The organism is Mycobacterium sp. Dal123C01, from assembly GCF_052566995.1.
On sequence record NZ_CP199580.1, the window covers coordinates 2,487,728 to 2,505,922 of the forward strand.

Below are 18,195 nucleotides of genomic sequence, written 5' to 3' on the forward strand. Positions count from 1 at the left end.
TTACGTCCATGGCACATTCGCGTGTCGTCGAGCAATCACTGGTCATCCCGGTTCCCGTCGAGCAGGCCTTCGGCCGCACGCTGCCGGCACCCCTTCCGGAGCTCTTCAACCGCCGGTACGGGCCCTTCCCGCCGATCAAGGAGGTGCGCGAGCAGACGGGTGCGTGGGATGCCGCGGGCCAGACCCGCACCGTGTTGTTGGCCGGTGGCGGCAGCACGCGCGAGGAGCTGACCAGCGTTGAACCGCCGCGATCCTTCGGTTACCGGCTCGGCGACGTCACCGGCCCGATGGCCTTGCTGGTGGACCACGTGCTGGGCGAGTGGATCTTCACCCCGGCCGCCGGCGGCACCGAGGTCACCTGGCGCTGGGACATTCACCCGCGCTCGGCGCTGACCGCATTGGCACTTCCGTTGTTCGCCACGATGTGGAAGGGCTACGCACGCCAGGCGCTGCGCCAGCTGTCGGTGCTGCTGACGCGCTGACCCCGCAACCGCATTCGGTACCGTCGAGCCCATGTGTCGACTCTTTGGCCTGCACGCCGGAACGCGCGCTTGCACCGCGACCTTTTGGCTGGTGGACGCGCCGGACAGTCTGTCCGAACAGAGCAGGCGGAACCCGGACGGCACCGGCCTGGGTGTCTTCGATGCCAACGGTCAACCGCAGCTGTACAAGGAGCCGATAGCGGCGTGGCAGGACGCCGACTTCGCGACCGAAGCACACCGCACGAGCGGTACCACGTTCATCGCTCACGTGCGCTACGCGACGACCGGGTCGCTCGACGTCCGCAACACCCACCCGTTCTTGCAGGACGGCCGGATCTTCGCGCACAACGGTGTGCTCGAGGGCCTGGACGTTCTCGACGAACGGCTGCGCGAGGTCGGCACCGATGACCTGGTACTGGGCCAAACCGATTCGGAGCGGGTGTTCGCGTTGATCACGGCCTCGATCCGCGCTGCCAACGGCGACGTATCCGCCGGCCTCGCCGACGCGATGAACTGGCTTGCGGCGAACGTGCCGATCTATGCGGTCAACGTGCTGCTGAGCACGGCCACGGACATGTGGGCGCTGCGCTACCCGGAGACCCACCAGCTCTGCCTGCTGGACCGGCGCCACGAGGCCGCTGCACCCGATGCGGAGTTCGATTTGCGTACCAAGCGAATCCACGCGCAATCCGAGTCGCTGTGCACGCGGCCTTCGGTGGTGCTGGCCACCGAACCGATGGACGACGACCCGCGCTGGTGTCTGTTGCACCCCGGCGAGCTGGTGCACGTCGACGGCGCGCTGCAGATCAGCCGAACGCTGATACTGCCGGACCCGCCCCGGCATCTGCTGCGTCGCGCGGATCTCAGCGTGCCGGTCGAAGACGCGCAGCACGCGCTGCCGAACACCCGGCGGTTGTGACGTGACGACTATGCGCGCACTTGTGCTCGCCGGCGGGGGAATAGCCGGAATCGCTTGGGAGACAGGTATTCTGCAGGGCATCGCCGACGAATCTGCGGATGCGGCGCGGCTGCTGCTGGATTCGGATGTGCTGGTCGGAACCTCGGCGGGGTCGGCGGTCGCCGCCCAGATCGGCGTCGGCGGCACGCTGGCGGCGTTGTTCGATCGCCAAGTCGCCGAGACGTCGAGCGAGATCGATTCGGGCGTCGACGTCGAAACCATCACCGAACTTTTTCTTGCCGCCCTGGCGGAGCCGTACGACGAGCCGCTGGCCAAGACGCGTCAGCAGATGCAGCGGATCGGGGCCGTGGCGCTGGGCGCCAAAACCGTTGCCGAGCCCGTCCGCCGCCAGGTGATCGCGCAACGTCTGCCGTCGCACGACTGGCCCGACCGCACGCTGCGGATTACCGCGATCGACACGGCCACCGGTGAATTGATGGTCTTCGACCAAGATTCGGGTGCTGAGCTTGTCGATGCGGTGGCGGCCAGTTGCGCGGTGCCGGGGGCGTGGCCGGTGGTGACGATCGCGGGCCGGCGGTACATGGACGGCGGGATTGCCAGCTCGGTGAACCTCGGTGTCGCCCGCGACTGCGACGCGGCCGTGGTGTTGGTGCCCTCGGCGCCCGACGCCCCGTCGGCGTTCGGCGACGGGCCGGCTGCCGAGATCGCGGCGTTCGAGGGCGCGGCATTCGCGGTGTTCGCCGACGCTGAATCGTTGAAGGCGTTCGGGCCCAACGTGTTAGATCCCCGCTGCCGTGTCAGCTCGGCCGTGGCCGGACGTGAGCAGGGCCGTCGCGAAGCGCAGGGGATCGCGCGGTTCTTGGGCGTCTGATCAGCCCTCGATAGCCGGCGGTGCGGGTTCCTCAGCAAGAGGTTCGAGCGCATCCAGGGCCTGGTCGGCCAACATCCGGCCGACGTCAATCACCTCTGCTGCCCGGTGAAAATCCAGGCTCCGGCACGCCGAACGCGGTACCTCGATCAATAAGTCGGGCGGGTAGGCCGACAGGATATGGCGCGTGAGCGCCGATTGGGCGATGTCGAACGCTCGGTACATCACCTCAAAGCTGCCCAGCTTCGGAACTTCGAGCGCCTCATCGAGTTCGCCCTCGCCCGCGGAGGTTTCTTCGTCCGATTCCTCCGACCAGGTGTCCGCACCGAATCGGCTCAACACGGCTCGCGCGGTCGGCCGGTCGAGCAGCGCCCGGACGGCGGACGTATCGAGCAGCGCGGAAGTGCTGCGCACCATGCGGTTGAGCAACTCGACAGTGGCGCCCGGCTCCGGCTCGCGTTTAGCGATCACCTCGCTGCCGCTGACGCCCACGGCGATCGTCAGATCGGCGTTCACCGCGGCGAGCGGCGCCATCGGCAGCGGATCCAGGATGCCGCCGTCGGCGAGCAAGCGTCCGCCAACTTTATGCGGGGCGATCACCCCCGGAATCGCGATGGACGCCCTGATCGCCTCGTCGAGCGGGCCGTGCTGAAACCACACCGATTTGCCGGCCAACAGGTCGGTCGCCACCGCGGTGTAGGGGATCGGTAGTTGCTCGATGGTGACCGGACCGAGGATGTCGCGCACCGCTTCCAGGATTCGCTCGGCCCGCAGCACGCCGGCCGCGCTGATAGACGGATCGAGCAGGCGCAGAATGGTGCGTTGCGTCAACGACTTCGCCCAGTCGGCGAACTCGTCGAGTCGTCCGGCTGCTTGCAGACCGCCGATCATCGCACCCATCGACGAGCCGGTGATCCCCACGATCTCGAAGCCGCGGGCCTGCACCGCCTCGATCACCCCGATGTGGGCGTAGCCCCGGGCGCCACCGCTACCGAGTGCCAGCGCCACCCGAGTCGGAGATGATCGACGCGCGACAGCTTCGCCAGACACCCCCACATTTTGCGTGGCGGTACGGACCCCCGCGGGACCGGGGTGGCACTTTTTTCATCCGTGATCGCAATTGCGCAGGAGTTCGAAGCGCGGCCCCGTGGCGCTAGCCACATTCGTCGTTGGCGGCCGCCCGCGCGGCGGTGATCACCGCCGCCTGCCGGGCCGGTGTCAGCTCCGCCCAGCGGGCGTTCCAGCTGCCCGCGGTGCCCGAGGGCGAGGTCTGGACCATCGCCAAGTAGGGCTCGAACAGCGACTCACCGGTCTTGGGCTGGGCGTCCATCCACACCTTTGCGGCATGACAGGCCTGGTAGTACTCCTCTTCGGTCGAATTCGCGGGGACGTCGACCTTGGTTGTCACACCCGCGGGGGAGAGCCCGATCGCGTCCGGTGGCGCCGAACTCGGGCCGTGCGGGGCGGCCGACGACTGGGTGGGTGACGACGTGATCTTGCCGCCCGGGCCGCCGCCCGGCGAGCACCCCGTGACCGAACACAGACCGGCCAAACCGGTCGCCACAACGAACGCGCCCCATAGCAGGGGCCGATGATTGCACCAGCGCACAGCCTCAAATCTATGCAACACTGGCGGCCGTGATGGAGCGCTTCGGATTTTGGGAGTGTTGTCGGCCCTAAGGCGCCGCCGCTTACCCCATCCGTTCTCTCTGGAGCTCTGCCAATGTCCTTGCCTGTCGCCAGTTCCGTTGCGTTGCGTTCACCGACTATCGCGTCGCCCTCCGCAGGGCCGACGCGGCTGCGGGTTCCCGACCTGCTGCACGCCACCGATCAAGCCGCCGACGATGTGCTCAGCGGCCGTTGCGACCACCTGCTGCCCGCCGGTGGGATACCGGAGTCTCGGCGCTGGTTCACCCGCATCCACGGGGACGACGAACTCGATGTCTGGCTGATCAGCTGGGTTCCCGGTCACGCGACCGAGTTGCACGACCACGGCGGGTCACTGGGTGCGCTGACCGTGGTGTCCGGGTCGCTCAACGAATTCCGTTGGGACGGGCGGAGCTTGCGGCGTCGCCGCCTCGATGCCGGTGATCAGGCCGGGTTCCCGCTCGGCTGGGTGCATGACGTGGTGTGGGCGCCCAGGCCTGTTCCAAGCCCTGTCCCGGGAACCGTCACTACGATCAAGGGACCGGTTGCGCCGACGCTGAGCGTGCACGCCTACTCGCCGCCGCTGACCGCGATGTCGTACTACCAGGTCACCGACCACGACAGATTGCGCCGACAGCGCACCGAACTGACCGATCAACCGGAAGGGATGTGATGAGCCGTATCGACGTTGTCTTGAGATCCGCTCGACGCCGTTTTCGCCGGCTTGGAGCCGCCGAGGTGCCCGATGCACTGCGGCGCGGGGCGGTGCTCGTCGACATCCGGCCGCAGGCACAGCGATTCCGCGAGGGCGAGGTGCCGGGCGCACTGGTGATCGAACGCAATGTCCTGGAATGGCGTTGCGACCCGTCCAGTGATTCACGCCTGCCGGAGGCCGTCGGCGACGACGTCGAGTGGGTGATCGTGTGCTCGGAGGGTTACACCTCCAGCCTGGCGGCGGCCGCGCTGCTCGACATCGGCCTGCACCGCGCCACCGACGTCGTCGGCGGCTATCACGCGCTGGCGGGTGCCGGTGTGCTCGCCGAGTTGGCCGGCGATTCCCTCAACCCGGCAGCGCTGGCGAACACCGGCGCGACTGGCCGTCGCTGGATCTAGCTAATCGTTGGCATGCAACAACGGCCGTAGCCGCTCGGTTTTCTCCGGCGTCCACCCGGGCGGCGACAACACCGCTGCCCAGCCGTTAGCGACATCGGCAACGTAGCGGTGACCGTGCCCGTCCGGCACATCCACGGCAACCGCCATGTCCGCCGACACTTGCAGGAAGGTCACCACCGGGATCCAACGCGATTGTGGCAGCACGTCGTAGCCCCGCCTTTCGCGCAGCCAATCTGGTTCGCTGAACAGCAGATCGGGCGTCCACCAGGCGATCGGGTCGGAAGCGTGCTGCAAATACACCACCCGCGGCGCACCCCATGGGTCCTTGGGGCGGTCCAAATTGCCTGGGCGAGCGACGAATCGGACGTTGCGGCCGTCGTCGTATATCGGCAGCCACTCCGGCGAACCGGCGTCTCGGGTGGAGGTCAGGTCCGTCCAGATGGTGTTGTTGAAAGTCGGTCCGCTGAACAAGGCACCGTCGGTGCGGGCCAGGACGTTGTTGAGGCTCAGGAACGGCGCCTCGCCGCCGAACGAGCCCAGGCTTTCGCCGAACACGACGAGCTTGGGGCGTTGTCCCTCAGGCAATTGCCGGATCAGTTTGTCGATGGCCTCGAACAGTGCCTGGCCGGCGTGCCGGGCGTTCTCCTTGTCCACCAGAAACGAGAGCCAGCTCGGCAAAAACGAGTACTGCATGCTCACGATCGCGGTGTTGCCGTTGTACATGTACTCCAGCGCTGAGGCTTCCGCCTCGTTGATCCAGCCGGTCCCGGTGGTCGTCGCGACAGCGACGACGGCGCGCTGCAGGCCGCCGGTGCGCTGCAGTTCACGTGCCGCGAGCTCGGCGGTCGCCGTGATGCCGTCGGCGGACTTCAGCCCGGCATAGGCGCGGACGGGTTCGGTGGCCGGAGCCCCGTTGAATGTGGTCAGCTCGTCGACTCGGGGACCGCCCTTGATGAAGATGCGCCCCTGATGGCCCAGCGATTCCCAGGACACCAACGACTGCGGGCCACCGGACCGTAGCGGGGTTGTCGGCTGCGTGGTATCCGGATTCATCTCGTTGTTGACCGAGGCGAAGGTGTTATTCATGGTGCGCATCGCGAACTTGATGACCACCCCGTTGAGCACGGTGATCGTCAAAACCACCAGCAGAACCACCACAATGGTGGCCGAGAGACGGAACGGCACGATCCGATCGAGTTGGCCCACAAGGAATCTGACCAACATGCGAACGGCCTGCCCGATTTCGACCACCGTGAACAGCGCGATGAGCGACAGGATCGCGGTCAGTGGGTAGTCGTACCACTTCAGATGCGCCACGCCCATCAGGTTGCGCACGTCGTCCTGCCACACGTGGAACCAGATCGCCATCAGCACCTGGCCCACCACCGCAATCGGGATCAGTACCTTCCACGCCCAGCGCGGTGGCGGCGGGCTGGACTTCTTTTCGCGCATATACCGCACCAGCCAGACGGAGAAGACGCCCAGCCCGTAGCCGATGGCGCCGGAGAACCCGCTGACCAACGCCTGGAACAGCGGGCCGCGCGGCAGCAGCGACGGCGTCATCGAGAACCAGATGAAGATCAGGCCGACCGTGGTGCCGGTGAAGGTGTAGTGGCGCACCCAAAATGGCTTGGTCGCGATCTCCACGAAATCGTAGGAAGCATCCGGGTTTTCGGCAGCCGCCTCGGGTTTGGTGGCCACACCTGCCGGCGGCGCGTCTGGTGAGCCCGCGAGTTTGTCTGCGCCGACAGCTGATTCGTCGTCGGTGCCGGTCGCAGAACCTGGCTGGCTCATGGGGCGTCCTACCGGTGAGTGAAGTTGGGGGCACGCTTCTCGACGAATGCCGCCATTCCCTCGGACTGATCTTCAGTCGCGAAAGTCGAATGGAACAACCGGCGTTCGTAGAGAAGTCCTTCGGCCAGGGTGGCCTCGAAGGCACGGTTGACGGCTTCTTTGGCCATCCGGGTCGCTGAGAGCGACATCTGCGAAATGGTGGTGGCAACGGCTTTGGCCTCGGTCAGCAGGTCGTCGGCCGGCACCACTCGCGAAACCAGACCGCTGCGTTCGGCTTCTTCGGCGCCGATGGTGCGTCCGGTCAGGATCAGGTCCATCGCCTTGGCCTTGCCGATGGCGCGGGTGAGCCGCTGCGAACCACCCATGCCCGGCAGTACGCCGAGTTTGATCTCGGGCTGACCGAACTTCGCGGTGTCGGCCGCGATCAGCAGGTCGCACATCATTGCGAGCTCGCAGCCGCCGCCGAGCGCGTGCCCGGCCACCGCGGCGATCGTCGGGGTGCGCACGGTCGCCAGTTTGCCCCAGGTGGCGAAGAAGTCGGCGCCGAACGCATCGGCGAACGTCAACCCGGCCATCTCCTTGATGTCGGCCCCGGCAGCGAACGCCTTGGCAGAACCGGTGATGATGATCGCCCCGATGCCCGGATCGTTGTCGAATTCGATTGCCGCGCTGGTGACTTCCTCCATCACCTGGCTGTTGAGCGCGTTGAGTGCCTGAGGCCGGTTCAGTGTGATGGTCCCGACCCGCTGATCGCGCTCGACCAGGATGGATTCGTAGCTTTTTGGGGTGTCCTCGCTCATCCAAACCGCCTTTCTAGAAACTCAAGTCGTCGTCGACCGGCGCGAAATACGCGTCGATGTCGGCTGCGGTGACCTCCGCCAGGTTTGCCGGCGACCACTTCGGATTGCGATCTTTGTCGATGATCTGCGCTCGGATGCCTTCCACCAGGTCGTGTGAACTCGCCGCTGTCGACGACACCCGATAGTCCTGGACCAGAACATCTTCCAGCGCTTCGGCCTTGGCGGCCCGGCGCACCGCCTCCAGCGTCACCGACACCGCGATGGGGGATCGGCCGGCGATCAGCTTCGCGGCGTCCTGCGCCGGCCCGGCGTCATGCCCGCGCAGCGCGGCGATGATGTCCGCCACGGTCTCACCGGCAAAGCACTCGTCGATCCAATGGCGTTGCGCGGCAAGGTCACTGGCAGGCGGCTCAATGGCGTGGGCGGCCAGCGCGCTGTCGATGCCGTCGTCGACGATCGCTCGGGTGAACGCGTCAAGCTGGGCGTGCGGGACGTAGTGGTCGGCGAATCCCAGCAGGATGGCGTCGGCTCCGGAAAACGGTGCTCCGCTCAGCCCGGCGTACAGACCAAGCGCGCCCGGCGCCCGGGAAAGCAGAAACGTCCCGCCGACGTCGGGAATGAACCCAATTCCCACCTCCGGCATTGCCACCTTCGAGGTTTCGGTCACCACGCGGACGCTCCCGTGTGCGCTGACCCCGACTCCGCCGCCCATCACGATTCCGTCCATCAACGACACGTACGGCTTGGCGAACCGGCCGACCTGACCGTTGAGCAGATACTCGTCACGCCAGAATTTCCGAACCTCGACGCCGTCCTTGCGGGCGCTGTGATAGACCGCGACCACGTCGCCACCGGCGCACAACCCGCGCTCGCCGGCTCCGGACAGCACCACCGCGCCCACCGCGTCGTCGGCTTCCCAACGGGTCAGCAGGGGCCTCAGCACGTCGACCATCGTCTGATTCAGCGAGTTGAGTGCCTTGGGGCGGTTGAGCGTGATCAAGCCGACGCCGTTGTCCACGCGGGTCAAGACCTCGTCGGTTTCGGAGTCGGATTCCTCAGTCACGCCTTCGGTCACGCCCTAGCCTCCCATTGCCGGAATCCGTGCCCGCAGGTCGCCTCGGCGGGCCTTGACCAGCAATCTAGATCGTGACAACAGCAGCGATACCCGCGGGTAAGGATTATGTTTAAGCCGACGACAGCCTCCGATCCCGGAGATACCCTGAAAACCCCAGCTCCGCTGGGAACTTGGTAAGGCGACTGATCGTTGAGCAGGTGTTCGCACAGCTCCAAGCCACAGTCTTAAGAGAGGATCCGACGGTGCGGGAGACAAGCAACCCGGTATTTCGTTCGCTGCCCAAGCAGAGCGGCGGATATGCACAATTCGGCACTGGCGCGGCCCCGACGCAGCAGGGCTACCACCAGGCCGACCCCTACTCGGCTCCATACCAGCAGGCCAAGGCCACCCGGCCGATGACCATCGACGACGTCGTCACCAAGACGGGCATCACGCTCGGCGTATTGACGGTCGCGGCGATCGTTTCCTATTTCCTCGTGGAGTCCAACCGCGCCCTGGCGGGGCCGCTGGCCCTGATCGGCGCGCTCGGCGGTTTGGGGCTGGTGCTGGTCGCGACCTTTGGTCGCAAGCAGGACAACCCGGCCATCGTGCTCAGCTACGCGGTGCTCGAGGGGATGTTCCTCGGTGCCATCTCGTTCATTTTTGCGAACTTCCAGGTGTCGTCGGCCAACGCCGGTTCCCTCATAGGTGAAGCCGTCCTGGGCACCTTCGGTGTGTTCTTCGGGATGCTCGTCGTCTACAAGACCGGGGCCATCCGGGTCACCCCGAAGTTCACCCGGATGCTGGTCGCCGCGATGTTCGGCGTGCTGGTCCTGATGCTCGGCAATTTCGTGCTGGCGATGTTCCATGTCGGTGGCGGCACCGGCCTGGGCCTGCGCAGCGGCGGGCCGATCGCGATCATCTTCTCGCTGGTGTGCATCGGTATCGCGGCCTTCAGCTTCCTGATCGACTTCGACGCAGCCGACCAGATGATCCGCGCCGGAGCACCCGAGAAGGCGGCGTGGGGCGTTGCGCTCGGCCTGACCGTAACGCTGGTCTGGCTGTACCTCGAGATCCTGCGTCTGCTCAGCTATCTGCAGAACGATTAGTTTGCTTCACAGAAAAAGCCGGCGTGCCCATGGGCGTGCCGGCTTTTTCGTGCGCTATGCGGTGCTTACCGCTAGCTGAGCCGCTCGATCACCATCGCCATGCCCTGGCCGCCGCCAACGCACATGGTCTCCAGGCCAAACGTCTTGTCGCGGGTCTGCAGGTTGTTGATCAGCGTGGTGGCGATCCGTGCGCCGGTCATACCGAACGGGTGGCCCAGCGCGATCGCTCCACCGGAGACGTTCAGCTTGTCCTCGTCCATGCCCAGCTCGCGCGCCGAGCCCAGCACCTGAACCGCGAAGGCCTCGTTGATCTCGTACAGGTCGATGTCGTTGATCGACATGCCAGCCCGTTCCAGCGCCTTCTTGGATGCCTCGATCGGACCCAGCCCCATGATCTCCGGCGAGAGGCCGCTGACGCCGGTGGACACGATGCGGGCCAGCGGGGTCAGGCCCAGCTCCTTGGCCTTGGTGTCGCTGGTGATCACCAACGCCGCCGCGCCGTCGTTGAGTGGGCAGGCGTTGCCCGCGGTCACGGTGCCGTTGGGCCGGAACACCGGCTTGAGCTCGCTGATCTTCTCGTAGGTGGTGCCGGCACGTGGGCCGTCGTCGGTGCTGACCGTGCTGCCGTCGGGCAGGGTGACCGGGGTGATCTCGCGCTCGAAGAACCCGCTCTTGATCGCCTCCTCGGCACGGTTCTGGCTGCGCACGCCCCAGCGGTCCTGGTCTTCGCGGGTGATCCCGCTCAGCAGTGCGACGTTTTCGGCGGTCTGGCCCATCGCGATGTACACGTCGGGCAGGTTCCCGTCAGTCCGGGGGTCGTGCCATTCGTCGGCGCCGGCGGCCAAGGCCGCGGACCGCTCCTGCGCCTCGCCGAACAGCGGGTTCTTGGTATCCGGCCACGAGTCGGAGTTGCCCTTGGCGAAGCGGGACACGGTCTCGACACCCGCGGAGATGAACGCGTCACCTTCGCCGGCCTTGATGGCGTGAAACGCCATCCGCGTGGTCTGCAGCGACGACGAGCAGTACCTGTTGACGGTGGTGCCGGGCAGGAAGTCATAGCCGAGCTCCACGGCAACGACGCGCGCCATGTTGAAGCCGGACTCACCGCCCGGCAGACCACAGCCCAGGATGAGGTCGTCGATCTGGTGCGGGTTCAGCGCCGGGACCTTGTCGAGGGCCGCGCGGACCATCTGGACGGCCAGGTCGTCGGGTCGCATGCTGACCAGCGACCCCTTCATGGCGCGCCCGATCGGCGAACGGGCGGCGGAGACGATGACGGCTTCGGGCATGACGGTTCCCTCCAAGGCGATGCGGGCTCGCGTGACGAAGGGTGGGACACCCACCCCGACGGGCTAAAGCAAATCTAGTCGGTGCCGATTGGTCAGTTCGACGATGGGGCTGCCGAACTCCGCCACAGCCGCGACATGGCACTCAGCGGCGTGTGGCCGGCGCTGAGCATGGGTGTCTCGGCGCGCGCCGCCAGATTGAGTACCGGGCTTTCGACCTCTTGGCCCAACACGTCGCACAGCGCCACCAGCAGCTGCGCAGCCGCCAGGGCGTACGCGGTCGCCGAGGGGTGAAAGCCGTCGGCCGAGAACATCAGCTCGGGTGTGGCGCGGAATTGGGGAGCCAGGAGGTTGGCCAGCGGCACCGGCACACCGCCAGACGACCGCACCGCCGCGGCCTGGGCGCGAGCGAGGTGTCTGGTTCGCGTGCGTGCCAGCGAGCGAAGCGGCTGGGGAATCGCAGTGATCACACCCAGATCCGGGCAGGTGCCAACGACCACCGCCGCGCCCCGCGAACCCAACTTACGCACCGTTTTGCCCAGCCGCCGCGCGGACTGACTGATCCCGTTGAGGGCGGTGACGTCGTTGGCGCCGATCATCATCACGGCCACGTCCGGCGGCGGCCCGGCCACGAACATCGCATCGACTTGCCCGCTCACACCCTTCGAAGTGGCGCCGACAATCGCCTTGGTGCTCAACCGAATACGCTTGCCGGTCTGCTCGGCGAGCCCGCGCGCGATCAGCACACCCGGCACTTCTTCGGCGCTCACGCATCCGTACCCGGTGGCGGTCGAGTCCCCGAAGATCATCAGGTGCAGGTCCGCGGACACGCCGCGCTGCCACCGTTCCACCGGGCCGCCGCCCGGGCTGTACACGCCGTCGGCGCGGGGCGGGATGTCCCAGGCCTTGGGGATGACGGTGCGCGCGCGCGTCGCCTGGCCGACCAGCAGGTTGCGTGCGCCCAGATAGGCCGTCCCTGTCGAGGCGAGTGCGCCCGCTGTGGCCAGGGCGATTGTCGAACTACGTCGCACCCAAGTCACGGGATCAGTTTAGATCGGCTGTCGTGTTTGCGCGGACACCCGAGGAACAATGCGGTCACGTTGTGAATCAAATGTGGTATCAATTCAGACTCTTCAAACGTTCTCTTAAGAAATGCCTGCGAAGCTAAGTTTAACGGGTTGGCTGAACGACTCGGCGCACGAAATGAACTGGGCGCTTGGCTAGCTCGTCACATGCTGTATCGCACTACAACGGCGTAGGAGTGTCGAGCATGACCGCACCCAGCAAGGTTTCCGGTGCACCCCGGAATGCCGCGCACTTACGTGACGTGCTCAAGTCACGGAGGGCCGAGGCCCGCAAATTTGCCATCAGTGATGGCGCACCGGTCGAGGTCTTAGAATCCGGGCCCAGCGTCCCCGCACGAGTAGCCACTCTGGCCTCACGCGTGACGATCCGGCCAATTCTGGCGGCCGGCAGCTACGCACCCAACATGCCATGGCCGTGGGGGCTCATCGACCTCGCGGCCCGGGTCCTGCTGCCCGTCTCCGCCACCGTCCGCGAGACCGTGACGTTGCCGAATGCGTCGGCACAGTTAGTGCGCGCCCCCGGGGTGCTGCCCGCGGACGGCACCCGGCGGATGGTGCTCTACTTCCACGGGGGAGCCTTCCTGACGTGCGGAGCAAACTCGCATGGCCGTGTGGTCGAAGCGATCTCGAAGTTTGCTGACTCGCCCGTCCTGGTGGTCAATTACCGGCTGTTGCCGAAGCATTCGGTCGGTATGGCGCTGCAAGATTGTCACGACGCCTATCAATGGCTGCGGCGGCGCGGCTATGAGCCGGAACAGATTGTTCTCGCCGGCGACTCCGCGGGCGGCTATCTCGCCCTCTCGCTCGCGCAACGGCTGCAGGAGGAAGGCGAGGAGCCGGCGGCGCTGGTCGCAATCTCGCCACTGCTGCAGCTAGCAAAGGAATACAAGCAAACGCATCCCAACATCAAGACCGACGCGATGTTTTCCGCAAAGGCTTTTGACGCGCTGGTCGAATTGGTTGCTAGCGCGGCCGAGAAGAACATCGTCGGCGGCAAGGCCGAGGAGATTTACGAACCCTTGGAGCACATCAAACCCGGCCTTCCGCGCACGCTGATCCACGTCTCCGGGTCCGAGGTGCTGCTGCATGACGCGCAGTTAGCGGCAAGCAGGCTGGCCGCGGTTGGTGTTCCGGCGGAGGTTCGGGTCTGGCCCGGCCAAGTTCACGACTTTCAGCTGGCGGCGCCGCTGGTGCCCGAGGCGGTCCGTTCGCTGCGCCAGATCGGGGAGTACATCCGCGAGGCCACCGGCTAGCCGCTCGGTTCTTCGCCTCGAGCCCGGTTTCTCGGTCGCATCGAGAGTGGGTGTGCGCGGCCAGAAATGGCCTGACACGATGAACGCATGCGAATTGCGCGGCACATCAGTGACATCATCGGCGGCACCCCGCTGGTTCGCCTGAACTCCGTCGTCCCCGCCGGCGCTGGAATTGTTGCGGCAAAAGTCGAATACCTCAACCCGGGTGGCAGCTCCAAGGACCGCATCGCGGTGAAGATGATCGACGCCGCCGAGGCCAGCGGGTTGCTCAAGCCGGGCGGCACCATCGTCGAGCCCACCTCCGGTAACACCGGTGTCGGTCTGGCTCTGGTTGCCCAGCACCGCGGCTACAAGTGCGTGTTCGTCTGCCCGGACAAGGTCAGCGAGGACAAACGCAACGTGCTGATCGCGTACGGCGCGGAGGTGGTGGTGTGCCCGACGGCGGTGCCGCCGGAGCACCCGGACAGCTACTACAGCGTCTCCGACCGGTTGGTCGAAGAGATCGACGGCGCCTGGAAGCCCGATCAATACGCCAACCCCGAAGGCCCGGCCAGCCACTACGAAACCACCGGCCCCGAGATCTGGGCCGACACCGACGGCAAGGTCACCCATTTCGTCGCCGGCATCGGCACCGGCGGCACGATCAGCGGCGCGGGACGGTACCTCAAGGAGGTGTCGGCCGGCCGGCCAGAAGGACCGGTCCGCATCGTCGGCGCCGACCCCGAAGGGTCGGTCTATTCGGGCGGCAGTGGCCGGCCCTATCTGGTCGAGGGCGTCGGCGAGGATTTCTGGCCGGCGGCCTACGACCCCACGGTGCCCGACCAGATCATCGCGGTGTCCGACTCCGACTCGTTCGACATGACCAGGCGGCTGGCTCGGGAAGAAGCGATGTTGGTCGGCGGCTCGTGCGGAATGGCCGCGGTGGCCGCGGTGAAGGTGGCCGAGGAGGCCGGGCCCGACGCGCTGGTCGTCGTGTTGCTGCCCGACGGGGGCCGCGGCTACATGTCGAAAATCTTCAACGACGGGTGGATGTCGTCGTACGGCTTCCTGCGTACCCGCCTCGACGGCTCGACCGAGCAGCCGCACGTCGGTGACGTGCTGCGCGGGAAATCGGGCGCGCTGCCCGACCTGGTACACACCCACCCGTCGGAGACGGTGCGCGACGCGATCGGCATTCTGCGTGAGTACGGGGTGTCCCAGATGCCCGTGGTCGGCGCCGAGCCGCCGGTGATGGCCGGTGAGGTGGCCGGCAGTGTGTCCGAGCGCGAACTGCTCTCGGCCGTCTTCGAGGGTCGCGCCAAATTGGCCGACGCCGTCTCCGAGCACATGAGTCCGCCGTTACCGATGATCGGTGCCGGCGAGCTGGTCAGCGCGGCCGGAAAGGCGTTGCGCGAGTGGGATGCGTTGATGGTCGTGGAGGAAGGAAAACCGGTCGGGGTGATCACCCGGTATGACCTGTTGGGCTTCCTGTCGGACGGACCTCGGGTACAGGCAGGGCGGCGTTGACGACGCCGCCGGCCAGCTGATCCGGCCCTCGCCCGAAACCTCCGCGAAGGGTAGCCCTCAGGTACTGTAATGCGGCCTGGTCCAGCTACCCCGCAGTGGAAGGTTGCCCATGACCGATCAACCGCCGCCCTTCCCGCCGCCTGAACCACCTGGTGGCTACGAACCGCCATCCGGCGGGTATGAACCCACTCCTTCGCCGCAGGGTGCCTCGTACCCTCCACCGCCTCCGCCACCCGGCGGCGGTTCCTACCCCCCGCCTCCTCCGTCTTCCGGTGGATATGCCCCGCCGCCGCCGCCCGCACCGGCAATCCGCGCACTGCCGACGGACTCCTACACGCCGTGGATCACCCGGGTGCTGGCGCTCATCATCGACTACCTTCCCTACGCGATCGTGCAGGGCATCGGCACCGGGATCATGTTCGCGACCCAACAGTCGACCTGCGTCACCGACATCACGCAGTACGACGTCAGCCAGTACTGCGCCAGCCAGCCCTCGATGATCGGCCAGTTGGCGCAATGGCTGGCGACGCTGGTGGGCTTGGCCTACTGGCTCTGGAACCGTGGCTACCGCCAGGGCACGACCGGATCGAGTCTCGGCAAGACGGTGATGAAGATCAAGGTGGTCAGTGAGATCAGCGGACAGCCGATCGGATTCGGGTTGTCCGTCGTGCGCGACCTCGCCCACTTGGTCGATGCGGTCATTTGCTTCATTGGTTTCCTGTTTCCGTTGTGGGACCCCAAACGGCAGACGCTGGCCGACAAGATCCTGACGACGGTCGTCCTGCCGATCTGAGGTGTTCGGGTGCGCCTGACGTGATCGTCCGTCGCTCACTAGGCTGATCGTCGATGAGCGAAAACCGTAGCGGACACCACGGAATCAACGGCCTGGCCACCAAAGCCATCCACGCCGGCTACCGCCCGGATCCGGCAACCGGGGCGGTGAACGCTCCGATCTATGCCAGCAGCACGTTCGCCCAAGACGGCGTCGGGGGCCTGCGCGGCGGGTTCGAGTACGCGCGCACCGGCAACCCGACCAGGGCCGCGCTGGAGGCGTCGCTGGCGGCGGTGGAAGGCGGCGCGTTCGGGCGGGCGTTCAGTTCCGGGATGGCCGCGACCGACTGTGCCCTGCGAGCGATGCTGCGGCCCGGAGACCACGTGGTCATCCCAAATGACGCCTATGGCGGCACATTCCGCTTGATCGACAAGGTCTTTACCCAGTGGGGCGTGGGGTACACGCCGGCCGCGCTGTCCGACCTGGACGCTGTCCGGGCCGCGATAACGCCGCAGACCCGGCTGATTTGGGTGGAAACCCCGACGAATCCGCTGTTGTCCATCGCCGATATCGCGGCCATTGCTGAACTCGGGAAGCGTCACTCGGCAAAAGTATTGGTGGACAGCACCTTTGCCTCGCCGGCGCTGCAGCAGGCTTTGACGCTGGGCGCCGATGTCGTGTTGCACTCGACCACCAAATACATCGGGGGCCACTCCGACGTGGTGGGCGGCGCCTTGGTCACCAACGACAAAGCGCTCGACGACGCGTTCGGCTTTCTGCAGAACGGGGCGGGCGCGGTGCCGGGCCCGTTCGACGCCTACTTGACGATGCGCGGCCTGAAGACCCTGGTGCTGCGGATGCAGCGGCACAGCGAAAACGCTTTGGCCGTAGCGGAATTCCTGGCCGGGCATCCGTCGGTGAGCACGGTGCTCTATCCGGGTCTGCCCACCCATCCCGGGCATGATGTCGCGGCGCGGCAGATGGCAGGCTTCGGCGGCATGGTGTCGGTGCGGATGCGCGGTGGCCGGGCAGCCGCCGAAAAGCTGTGTGCCGGCACGAAGGTGTTCATCCTGGCCGAGTCGCTGGGTGGGGTCGAGTCGCTGATCGAGCACCCCAGCGCGATGACACACGCGTCGACGGCCGGTTCGCAATTGGAAGTACCCGACGACCTGGTGCGGCTTTCGGTGGGCATCGAGGATCTCACCGACCTGCTGGCCGATCTCGAACAGGCCCTGGGCTAGTCCGCGACAGAACCTAGTCCGCGACAGAACTAGGAGTGATACGGCTCCGCGCTGACCAACGTGACCTCGACGGTGTTGCCATTGGGCACGGTGTAGCTGCGAGTCTCGCCGACCTTGGCGTCGATCAGGGCCCCGCCCAGCGGTGAGAGCGGCGAGAACACCTCCAGCTTGCCTTCGTTGACACCCTCCTGGCGGGTGGCGATCAGGAACGTCTCGCTGTCCGACTTGTCGCCGTTGTAATAGACCTTCACCACCGAACCAGGCAGCGCGACGCCGGACTGCTTGGGCGCTTCGCCGACCTTCGCGCTGTTGAGCAGGTCCTGCAGCTGGCGGATGCGGGCCTCCTGCTGGCCCTGCTCGTCGCGGGCGGCGTGGTATCCGCCGTTCTCCCGGAGGTCGCCCTCCTCGCGGCGGTCGTTGATTTCCGCGGCGATGACGGGACGATTCGCGATCAGCTGATCGAGTTCGGTCTTCAGTCGGTCATGTGACTCCTGGGTCAGCCAGGTCACCTGAGTGTCCGTCATCTCGTCGTGCTCCTCGTCGTGTCGTTCCGCGTAGCCGCGTAAGTCTCTGAACTCCGCTACAGGGAGTTTCTAGGTCCCGCCCCTTGCCGCCGTTCCGTCGTGCTCACGGCCGCTAATGCAGCAATACACGGTCCCAGCAGGAACCGTGCATTCATCCATGTTACCACTGTGCAAACAGCCGATGACGTCATTCGAGGTTCGCCTTTGTGACCAGTCAGGCTGCGCGCAGGTAGCCCGGTACGTCGGTGCCGCATCCGTAAATATCCGCCATCGCCGGCGGCCGGGAGGATTTCACCGTCGTCGTGACCTGCACCGTGGCCTGCACCGACGGTGGGACCAGGACCTCGCGTCGGCCCGTCTCGCTGCCGTCTTTCGCGCGGACCCGCACGATGCAGTCCACCGGTCGCGACGGGTCAGATCGCGTCACGCTGATCGTGACCGACGCGGTTTCGTTGTCGATCACCTGGTAGCCGGCCAGTGAACCCGAGACGTCACTGGTGCCCAGCCGTTGATAGCCGACGGTCGCGACGGCAACGCCGGCCGCAAGGACCAGCACACCCAGCGCGATGGCCACCCGGCGCCGCGACACGCGAGACAGTCGCGAACGCCCATAGCGGGCCTCGGGACGCGGAATGGAAGGCGGGGTCATGCCTGTTTCACTGGTGGACTCCTGGGCTGCCGCGCCACGGCGGACAGCGTGCAACATGGGGGAACTGGAATTATAAGGTCCTTATAGGGTCGA

The 18,195-nt window shown here is 66.4% G+C and carries 19 protein-coding genes; 10 read left to right on the forward strand and 9 right to left on the reverse strand.

Annotation, left to right across the window (positions count from 1 at the left end; genetic code table 11):
- The first annotated feature begins 8 nt into the window (after window positions 1-8).
- From ACTXG5_RS11955 to ACTXG5_RS11965, 3 genes are read left to right on the forward strand one after another with little or no spacing between them, the layout of a single operon-like run.
- On the forward strand, window positions 9-482 hold the full coding sequence (locus ACTXG5_RS11955; RefSeq protein WP_445163845.1) for an SRPBCC family protein: 474 nt from the start codon (window positions 9-11) through the stop codon (window positions 480-482).
- Between the two features lie 31 nt (window positions 483-513).
- A complete protein-coding gene (locus ACTXG5_RS11960) occupies window positions 514-1,401 on the forward strand; it encodes a class II glutamine amidotransferase (RefSeq protein WP_445163846.1) in 888 nt (295 codons plus the stop codon).
- Window position 1,402: 1 nt separating this feature from the next.
- The gene (locus tag ACTXG5_RS11965; protein ID WP_445163847.1) at window positions 1,403-2,272 is read left to right on the forward strand and encodes a patatin-like phospholipase family protein; all 870 of its coding nucleotides are present in this window, start codon (window positions 1,403-1,405) and stop codon (window positions 2,270-2,272) included.
- Here ACTXG5_RS11965 and ACTXG5_RS11970 read toward each other — a convergent pair whose 3' ends face one another.
- Together ACTXG5_RS11970 and ACTXG5_RS11975 are read right to left on the reverse strand one after the other, a co-directional pair.
- Window positions 2,273-3,277, reverse strand: coding sequence for a patatin-like phospholipase family protein (locus ACTXG5_RS11970; RefSeq protein WP_445164378.1), 1,005 nt, complete (start codon window positions 3,275-3,277; stop codon window positions 2,273-2,275).
- Window positions 3,278-3,422: 145 nt separating this feature from the next.
- Window positions 3,423-3,833, reverse strand: a complete 411-nt coding sequence (locus ACTXG5_RS11975) for a lipoprotein LpqV (protein WP_445163848.1) — start codon at window positions 3,831-3,833, stop codon at window positions 3,423-3,425.
- A 159-nt stretch (window positions 3,834-3,992) separates the two neighbouring features.
- Between ACTXG5_RS11975 and ACTXG5_RS11980 the strand changes: the two genes are divergently transcribed.
- Window positions 3,993-4,589 carry a cysteine dioxygenase gene (locus tag ACTXG5_RS11980; RefSeq protein ID WP_445163849.1) on the forward strand — a complete coding sequence of 199 codons (597 nt, stop codon included), beginning with the start codon at window positions 3,993-3,995 and terminating at the stop codon, window positions 4,587-4,589.
- Window positions 4,589-5,029: a rhodanese-like domain-containing protein gene (locus ACTXG5_RS11985; RefSeq protein ID WP_445163850.1), complete on the forward strand. Its 441-nt coding sequence runs from the start codon at window positions 4,589-4,591 to the stop codon at window positions 5,027-5,029. Before ACTXG5_RS11980 ends, ACTXG5_RS11985 begins: the two co-directional genes overlap by 1 nt.
- Here the strand turns inward: ACTXG5_RS11985 and ACTXG5_RS11990 are convergent, their stop codons facing one another.
- From ACTXG5_RS11990 to ACTXG5_RS12000, 3 genes are read right to left on the reverse strand one after another with little or no spacing between them, the layout of a single operon-like run.
- Window positions 5,030-6,823: an alpha/beta hydrolase gene (locus ACTXG5_RS11990; protein ID WP_445163851.1), complete on the reverse strand. Its 1,794-nt coding sequence runs from the start codon at window positions 6,821-6,823 to the stop codon at window positions 5,030-5,032.
- 8 nt (window positions 6,824-6,831) lie between these two features.
- Window positions 6,832-7,623 carry an enoyl-CoA hydratase gene (locus tag ACTXG5_RS11995; protein WP_445163852.1) on the reverse strand — a complete coding sequence of 264 codons (792 nt, stop codon included), beginning with the start codon at window positions 7,621-7,623 and terminating at the stop codon, window positions 6,832-6,834.
- A gap of 13 nt (window positions 7,624-7,636) precedes the next feature.
- A complete protein-coding gene (locus ACTXG5_RS12000) occupies window positions 7,637-8,686 on the reverse strand; it encodes an enoyl-CoA hydratase/isomerase family protein (RefSeq protein WP_445164379.1) in 1,050 nt (349 codons plus the stop codon).
- Window positions 8,687-8,940: 254 nt separating this feature from the next.
- Here ACTXG5_RS12000 and ACTXG5_RS12005 point away from each other — a divergent pair, with 254 nt between their 5' ends.
- Complete coding sequence (locus ACTXG5_RS12005) at window positions 8,941-9,786, forward strand: Bax inhibitor-1/YccA family protein (protein ID WP_445163853.1); 846 nt, start codon at window positions 8,941-8,943, stop codon at window positions 9,784-9,786.
- A gap of 71 nt (window positions 9,787-9,857) precedes the next feature.
- Here ACTXG5_RS12005 and ACTXG5_RS12010 read toward each other — a convergent pair whose 3' ends face one another.
- Together ACTXG5_RS12010 and ACTXG5_RS12015 are read right to left on the reverse strand one after the other, a co-directional pair.
- The gene (locus tag ACTXG5_RS12010; protein WP_445164380.1) at window positions 9,858-11,075 is read right to left on the reverse strand and encodes an acetyl-CoA C-acetyltransferase; all 1,218 of its coding nucleotides are present in this window, start codon (window positions 11,073-11,075) and stop codon (window positions 9,858-9,860) included.
- Between the two features lie 92 nt (window positions 11,076-11,167).
- Window positions 11,168-12,103, reverse strand: a complete 936-nt coding sequence (locus ACTXG5_RS12015) for an SGNH/GDSL hydrolase family protein (RefSeq protein ID WP_445164381.1) — start codon at window positions 12,101-12,103, stop codon at window positions 11,168-11,170.
- A gap of 239 nt (window positions 12,104-12,342) precedes the next feature.
- Between ACTXG5_RS12015 and ACTXG5_RS12020 the strand changes: the two genes are divergently transcribed.
- The 4 genes from ACTXG5_RS12020 to ACTXG5_RS12035 all read left to right on the forward strand — a co-directional run bounded on the left by ACTXG5_RS12020 (window position 12,343) and on the right by ACTXG5_RS12035 (window position 16,929).
- A complete protein-coding gene (locus tag ACTXG5_RS12020; RefSeq protein WP_445163854.1) occupies window positions 12,343-13,410 on the forward strand; it encodes an alpha/beta hydrolase in 1,068 nt (355 codons plus the stop codon).
- Window positions 13,411-13,497: 87 nt separating this feature from the next.
- Complete coding sequence (locus ACTXG5_RS12025; protein WP_445163855.1) at window positions 13,498-14,916, forward strand: cystathionine beta-synthase; 1,419 nt, start codon at window positions 13,498-13,500, stop codon at window positions 14,914-14,916.
- Between the two features lie 109 nt (window positions 14,917-15,025).
- A complete protein-coding gene (locus ACTXG5_RS12030; protein WP_445163856.1) occupies window positions 15,026-15,709 on the forward strand; it encodes an RDD family protein in 684 nt (227 codons plus the stop codon).
- 53 nt (window positions 15,710-15,762) lie between these two features.
- Complete coding sequence (locus ACTXG5_RS12035; protein WP_445163857.1) at window positions 15,763-16,929, forward strand: cystathionine gamma-synthase; 1,167 nt, start codon at window positions 15,763-15,765, stop codon at window positions 16,927-16,929.
- Window positions 16,930-16,958: 29 nt separating this feature from the next.
- Here ACTXG5_RS12035 and greA read toward each other — a convergent pair whose 3' ends face one another.
- Both greA and ACTXG5_RS12045 read right to left on the reverse strand, forming a co-directional pair.
- Window positions 16,959-17,453, reverse strand: a complete 495-nt coding sequence (gene greA, locus ACTXG5_RS12040; protein ID WP_445163858.1) for a transcription elongation factor GreA — start codon at window positions 17,451-17,453, stop codon at window positions 16,959-16,961.
- A gap of 214 nt (window positions 17,454-17,667) precedes the next feature.
- Window positions 17,668-18,102: a DUF4307 domain-containing protein gene (locus tag ACTXG5_RS12045; RefSeq protein WP_445164382.1), complete on the reverse strand. Its 435-nt coding sequence runs from the start codon at window positions 18,100-18,102 to the stop codon at window positions 17,668-17,670.
- Between the last annotated feature and the right edge of the window lie 93 nt (window positions 18,103-18,195).